This is a genomic window from uncultured Eudoraea sp. (assembly GCF_947258525.1).
Classification (GTDB): Bacteria; Bacteroidota; Bacteroidia; order Flavobacteriales; family Flavobacteriaceae; genus Eudoraea.
The window spans coordinates 1-7,317 of the sequence record NZ_CAMYIP010000177.1 but is presented as its reverse complement, the minus strand read 5'-3'; the positions used below and the strand labels follow the sequence as shown (position 1 = coordinate 7,317).

Below are 7,317 nucleotides of genomic sequence, written 5' to 3'. Positions count from 1 at the left end.
ATCAGAAGTAAACACCACTATAGTGTTGTTTTCGAGACCTTCTTCCTTCAAGGTGGCAATTATTTTCCCAACCCCATGATCAATTTCTTCCAATACATCGCCGTATAATCCACGTTTGCTTTTGCCTCTGAATTCTTTTGAAACAAATAAGGGTATGTGGGGCAAGTTGTGTGCTAAATAGATAAAGAATGGATTTTCCTTGTTTTTCTTTATAAATGAAATAGTTTCATCTGTATATCTGAGGGTGATTGTATTTTGATTAGCCGGGCGTTCTATGATCTCAGTATTTCGCATTAGGGGAACATTAAAATGATTTGTTTTAATTGCCTCATCGGGTTGTTTCCAATACTCCCAATAGGGAATATCTACCACCTTATCCATATCATTAGAATATGGAATCCCATAGTAATAGTCAAAACCATTATTGGTTGGGAGATATTGCTCCTTATGACCCAAATGCCATTTTCCTATACAGGCTGTTTTATAACCTACCTGCTTGAGTTGTTCGGCCAGGGTGATTTCAGATGCCGGCAAACCATTTTTGGAATTGGGATAAAGTACTCTTCGTTTATGGCTGGACATGCCACTCCTTACCGTTAATCTTCCGGTAAGTAAAGCGGCCCTGCTGGGTGTGCAAACACTGGCAGCTGCATAAAAATTGGTCCATTTTTGTCCCTCGAATGCCATTTGATCCAGGTTGGGAGTTTGAATAGTGGGATGGCCATAAACCCCCAGGTCTCCATAACCAAGATCATCTGCAAAGATTATGATAAAATTAGGTTGCTTATTATCTTGTCCAAAGGTTTTTTGCAATGCTGTTACGCAAACCAAAACACTCAATATTAGCTGTAAACCTGACAATTTGATCTTAATATTCATTTCTTATAACTTTATGTTTTAAAGATATGTATCTCAAAAGAACTTAAAAAATAATATCTGTGCCGACGTTAATAACTCGTGACAACTCTGCTATTTATGAATTTTGTTTTTGATTATTTTTAGCTACTTTTTTTCAAGCTGATACCAAATTACTATGTACCTCATTTTTGATACCGAAACTACTGGCCTGCCAAAGCGATGGGATGCTCCGGTAAGTGATACTGAAAACTGGCCCCGTTGTATTCAAATTGCCTGGCAATTGCACGATGCAATGGGTAATTTATTGGACCAGCAGGACTACCTGATACAGCCCGATGGCTTCAATATTCCTTATGACGCTGAAAAAATTCACGGGATATCTACCGAACTTGCCCGTGAAAAGGGACATCCCCTGGCCCAAGTTTTAAAGAAATTTAATGATGCACTTGCCAAGACCAAATTTGTAGTCGGCCAGAATGTTGGTTTCGATATTAACATAATGGGGGCTGAATTTTACAGAGCCAACCACAAAACGCTGCTAGGAGAATTGCCTGTTCTGGATACATGTACAGAACATACGGCCACCCTCTGTGCAATTCCGGGAGGACGGGGTGGTAAATTTAAGCTCCCTACCCTTACGGAGCTTCATCAGTATTTGTTCAATACACCTTTTGCCGAAGCACACAATGCCACATCTGATGTAGAAGCCACGATCCGATGTTTTTTAGAACTCATAAGAAGAAAACAATACACCAAAGTACAACTGGATGTGCAACCAGATTACTTCGAAAAATTTACTGAAGTCAACCCTCAGGAAATTCAGTTAATAGGTTTAAAACATATCAACCTAAAGAAGGCTTCCGAAAAAATATCCAAACATCTCAAAAATTTAGATGCATTAGAAGTTTCCGAAGAGGACCTGAACCAAAATATAAAGTCACTTGAAGACGCAGAATTTATTCATCTGCATAACCACTCTCAATTTTCGGTTCTGCAGTCTACGATTAAAGTAAAGGACCTGGTTGCAAGTGCCTCTGAGAATAAGATGTCTGCGGTAGCATTGACAGATCACGCCAATATGATGGGTGCCTTTCACTTTGTTAAAGAGGTAAAGGCCCATAATAAAATGGTAGAAGAAACAGCTGCCGACGCAGCTGAAAATGAAGATACTATTCAAAGAAATTTTATAAAACCCATTATTGGTTGTGAATTTTTTGTGTGCGATAACCACACCAATAAAAACGTCAAAGATTATGGGTATCAAATGGTATTGCTGGCCAAAAATAAAAACGGGTATCACAACCTGGCAAAAATGTCTTCTATTGCCTACACCGATGGATTTTACTATGTGCCCAGAATTGATAAAAGCATTATATCCCGGTTTAAAGATGATATCATTGTCCTGAGTGGAAACCTATATGGCGAAGTAGCATCCAAAATTCTGAATATTGGTGAAAAACAGGCCGAAGAGGCACTGCTTTGGTGGAAAACTATGTTTAAAGATGACTTTTATTTAGAAATCATGAGGCATGGCCAGGAAGATGAAGAAAGAGCCAATAAAGTACTTGTTGAATTTGCCAAAAAACACCAGGTAAAACTGGTTGCCACTAACAATACTTATTATTGCGCGAAGGAAGATGCCGCCGCGCACGATATTTTATTATGCGTTAAGGATGGTGAAAAACAGGCCACCCCAATAGGCAGGGGTCGCGGCTACAGGTATGGCCTGCCCAACCAGGAATATTACTTTAAGAGTGGTTCTGAAATGAAAGAATTATTTAAAGACCTGCCGGAATCTATTCTGAATATTCAGGAAATCGTTGACAAAATAGAGCCTTATGAACTGGCCAGGGACGTACTTTTACCGGAGTTTGAAATTCCGGATGAATTTAAGGTAAAAGAAGATGAAGCAGATGGGGGGAAACGCGGTGAAAATGCCTACCTCCGGCATATTACCTATGAAGGGGCCAAAAGAAGATATGGCGAGATTACAGATGAGATAAGGGAACGAATAGATTTTGAATTAAAAACGGTTGAGAACTCCGGATATCCGGGTTACTTTCTAATTGTCGAGGATTTTATAAGGGAAGCAAGGAATATGGACGTTTCGGTGGGCCCGGGAAGAGGGTCTGCCGCAGGTTCTGTAGTGGCCTATTGCCTTTGGATAACCAATATTGACCCTCTGAAATACGACCTGCTGTTTGAGCGCTTCCTTAACCCGGACAGGGTTTCAATGCCGGATATAGACATTGATTTTGATGACGAAGGCCGTGGAAAAGTCATGGATTATGTTATCAATAAATATGGTGCGAACCAGGTGGCTCAGATTATAACGTATGGTACCATGGCCGCCAAATCTTCTATCAGAGACACAGCAAGAGTTCTGGATCTGCCTTTAAACGATGCAGACCGTATTGCGAAATTAATTCCCAATATGTCCAAACTGAGCAAAATCTTTGGGGTTCCCGAAGCGGATCTTAAAAAGCGGTTTCGGTCTGATGAATTGGAAAAAGTAAATAATCTGCTTAATATATCGGAGGGAGAAGATTTGGAGGCGCAGACCGTGAAGATGGCCAGGGTACTTGAAGGTTCTTTACGGAATACCGGCATCCATGCTTGTGGTGTAATTATTACCCCGGATGACATAACCAACTTTGTTCCTGTTGCGACAGCTAAAGATTCTGATTTATACGTAACCCAGTTCGACAATTCTGTGGTAGAGAATGCGGGTCTGTTAAAAATGGATTTCCTTGGTCTGAAAACGCTGACGCTTATAAAGGACACCGTTAAAATTGTAAAAGCCAAACATGGAATACAATTAGATCCGGATGAATTTCCCCTTGATGATGCCCCCACTTATGAGCTATTCCAGAGAGGAGATACGGTTGGGATATTTCAATATGAATCTTTGGGGATGCAGAAACACCTTAAAGATCTGAAACCTTCGGTTTTTGACGACCTGATAGCCATGAATGCGCTTTATCGTCCCGGTCCCATGGAATATATTCCCAGTTTTATCGCGAGAAAAAAAGGGGATGAAGAAATTACCTATGATCTTCCTGAGATGGAGGAGTACCTTAAAGAAACCTACGGGATAACCGTCTATCAGGAACAGGTGATGTTATTATCACAAAAACTAGCAGGTTTTTCTAAAGGCGAAGCAGATGTTCTCAGAAAAGCAATGGGTAAAAAAATATTTGCCCTGCTACAAAAGCTTAAACCGCAGTTCCTGGATGGGGGTGAAAAAAATGGACATCCCAGGGAAACCCTGGAAAAAATCTGGAAGGATTGGGAAGCTTTCGCCTCATATGCTTTTAACAAAAGTCATTCTACCTGCTATGCCTATATTGCCTATCAAACGGCCTATTTAAAAGCGCACTATCCTGCAGAATATATGGCTGCCGTTCTTTCGAACAATATGAGCGACATAAAGCAGGTTACATTTTTTATGGAAGAATGTAAACGCATGGGGCTTGAAGTTCTTGGTCCGGATGTAAACGAATCCTATTATAAATTCGCGGTAAATAAAGACAATGCTGTTAGATTTGGCATGGGAGCAATAAAAGGCGTTGGCCGTTCAGCCGTTGAGACGATTGTTGAAAACCGAAAAGAGAACGGTGCCTTTAAATCGGTGTTTGATTTAGCAAAGCGAATAGATTTAAGAGCAGCCAATAAAAAAGCATTTGAAAACCTTGCGCTGGCCGGAGGGTTCGATTCCTTTGGGGACACACACCGAGCGCAATATTTTCACAAGACAGGAGACAGCAGCACCTTCCTTGAAATGGTTATTAAATACGGTTCCAAATTTCAGGAAAGCGAAAACTCATCACAGGTAAGTTTGTTTGGTGAAACCAGTGAAGTTCAAATTCCGGAACCTGAAGTACCCCCTTGTGAAGAATGGGGTACTATGGAAAAACTCAGAAGAGAAAAAGAGGTAGTAGGTATTTATATTTCCGGGCATCCACTGGATGATTTCAGGACAGAGATTAATGCATTTTGCAATGCCAATGTTTCCTTTTTTAATAATTTGGAAGACTACGTAAACAGGGATCTTGCTTTTGCGGGAGTCATTACAGATGTGCAACACCGGGTTTCTAAAAATGGTAAGGGATGGGCTCTATTCACCATGGAGGACTATACAGACACCTATGAGTTTCGAATTTTTGGTGAAGAATATTTAAAATTCCGACACTTTCTGATGATTAATTCGTTTGTATTTGTGAAAGTATTTGTCAGGGAAGGATGGACAAACCGTGATACCGGTAAAAAAGGAGACGCGCGCTTACAGTACGTCAATTTTATGTTGTTGCAGGAAACCATGGAAAACTTTGCCAAAAAACTGACCATAAAATTAAATATTGACCAGCTCAGAGAAGAAAATATTCACGCACTAAAGGATACTCTTATCTCTTACAAGGGGAAGCATCCGCTAAATTTTGTGATTTACGAAATGAATGAAGAAATAAAAGTAAACCTGTCCAGCAGAAAACAAAAAGTAGAGATCACCAGTGAACTGCTGCATACACTGGAAGAAAAGGACGTACATTATAAATTAAATTAAATAAGCTTTTCCAATAGGGTAATAAGAAAAACGAATACTATTGGAGTAATGAAAGAGTCGAATAATTGACTAAATTTGTGTAATTATAAAACAAAACAATATGGCTTTAGAAATAACAGATGCTACTTTTGACGAAGTAGTTTTAAAAAGTGATAAACCCGTAGTGGTAGATTTTTGGGCAGCCTGGTGCGGTCCTTGTAGAATGGTAGGACCTATTATAGAGGAAGTAAGTGCTGAATATGACGGTAAAGCGGTAGTGGGAAAAGTGGATGTTGATACCAATCAGGAATACGCTGCAAAATATGGAGTACGAAACATTCCAACAGTTCTTGTATTCAAAAATGGAGAGATAGTAACAAGACAGGTTGGGGTATCTCCGAAAAAAGTATATACCGATGCAATTGAAGCGGTACTTTAAATAAAAAAAGAAACTTCAATTTTAAAAAAGGTTTAGCAATTGCTAAACCTTTTTTAGTTTATCTTGGTCCTATGGATTTGCGGTCAGAATTACATAACGCACCCTTATTTCAAAACCTGGAATTATTGGCAAACCAGATAGTGGAAGGCTTTATCAGTGGCATCCACAAAAGCCCTTTTCACGGTTTTTCAGCAGAGTTTGCCGAGCACAAAATTTATAATACCGGGGAGAGCACCAAACATATAGACTGGAAGTTGTTTGCAAAAACGGACAAGCTTTATACAAAACGGTATGAAGAAGAAACCAATCTCAGGTGCCATATGATCTTAGACAATTCGGCTTCTATGTACTACCCTGAAATTAAGAAGCTGTCTATTAATAATTTAAATAAAATTGGTTTTGGGGTGCTAGCTATTGCTGCTCTGATGAACATCCTTAAAAAGCAGCGAGATGCTGTGGGCCTAAGTGTATTTTCTGACGCCTATAGCTTCTACGCTTCTGAGAAGGGAAGCGAAAGACACCACCAAATGTTACTGGCCAAACTAAGCGAGATAAGCCTTGACAATAAACCCGCCAAGCAGACGGAGATGTATACCTATTTACATCAGATAGCCGAGAAGATTAAAAGGCGAAGTCTCGTATTCCTCTTTACAGATATGTTTCAGACTGCGACATCAGATGAAAAGCTATTTGATGCACTGCGACATTTAAAATACAATAAGCATGAGGTAGTGTTATTTCATTTGCTTGATAACGAAACCGAATTGCATTTTAATTTTGAGAATACTCCAAAAAGGTTTGTTGATTTAGAAACCGGCAGCCATATAGACCTCTATGCAGATACCATAAAAGAGGCTTATGAAGGAGGGATCAGTGAATATTTAAATGACTTAAAACTAAAATGTGCACAGTATAAGATAAAATATGTGGAGGTAGATATACGGCAACCTTTTACCAAAGTATTAAATACCTTTATGATCGAGCGACAGAATTTCTTATAGTGTCGGTGGAATTTTAAATAAATTGTTTGTGGAATTCATTTAGCAACGTATATTTGCACCCACCTTCAACTCAGTAGAAGTTTTGGTGGACAAAGATATGTAACAAGGTTTGAAGCTGACTGTCGTCAGCGTCCGCTTGAGGCGGATAAAATCATTGGTCTGGTAGTTCAGTTGGTTATCCCGAGTACTCGGGACTGCCTGTCACAAGGCAAACACGTTCTTAGAAGTATGTTTTTTGTATATATCATTGAAAGTGCCGTAGACAACTCTTTTTATATTGGTCAAACTAAAGATTTGATAAAAAGAGTGACTTATCATAATGAAGGTCTTTCTAAATACACTTCGAAGAAAATACCATGGAAATTGGTGTATTCTGAAGTGTTCAATACAAGAACCGAAGCAATAAAGAGAGAACGATTTTTAAAAAATCAAAAAAATCGTACTTTTTATAAACGCTTAATACAAAATTGGTCTGGTAG

5 protein-coding genes are annotated in these 7,317 nt (G+C 39.2%); 4 read left to right on the top strand and 1 reads right to left on the bottom strand.

What is annotated here, in order from left to right:
• Window positions 1–879 (bottom strand): sulfatase-like hydrolase/transferase (locus Q0X89_RS13205; protein WP_297694934.1); only part of this gene is annotated, 879 nt, incomplete at its 3' end.
• A gap of 154 nt (window positions 880–1,033) precedes the next feature.
• Here Q0X89_RS13205 and dnaE point away from each other — a divergent pair.
• From dnaE to Q0X89_RS13185, 4 genes are all read left to right on the top strand, one after another.
• On the top strand, window positions 1,034–5,419 hold the full coding sequence (gene dnaE / locus Q0X89_RS13200; protein ID WP_297694932.1) for a DNA polymerase III subunit alpha: 4,386 nt from the start codon (window positions 1,034–1,036) through the stop codon (window positions 5,417–5,419).
• A gap of 100 nt (window positions 5,420–5,519) precedes the next feature.
• Window positions 5,520–5,837 (top strand): thioredoxin, encoded by a 318-nt coding sequence (gene trxA / locus Q0X89_RS13195; protein WP_019670586.1) that lies wholly within the window; start codon window positions 5,520–5,522, stop codon window positions 5,835–5,837.
• Window positions 5,838–5,908: 71 nt separating this feature from the next.
• Window positions 5,909–6,838, top strand: a complete 930-nt coding sequence (locus tag Q0X89_RS13190; protein WP_297694929.1) for a DUF58 domain-containing protein — start codon at window positions 5,909–5,911, stop codon at window positions 6,836–6,838.
• Between the two features lie 228 nt (window positions 6,839–7,066).
• Window positions 7,067–7,317: GIY-YIG nuclease family protein (locus tag Q0X89_RS13185; protein ID WP_297694928.1), on the top strand; the 251-nt coding region annotated here is incomplete at its 3' end.

Coding starts and splice junctions, on each gene's coding strand:
- Q0X89_RS13190 (WP_297694929.1), top strand. CDS start 5,909: ATGGATTTGCGGTCAGAATTACATAACGCACCCTTATTTCAAAACCTG.
- trxA (WP_019670586.1), top strand. CDS start 5,520: ATGGCTTTAGAAATAACAGATGCTACTTTTGACGAAGTAGTTTTAAAA.
- dnaE (WP_297694932.1), top strand. CDS start 1,034: ATGTACCTCATTTTTGATACCGAAACTACTGGCCTGCCAAAGCGATGG.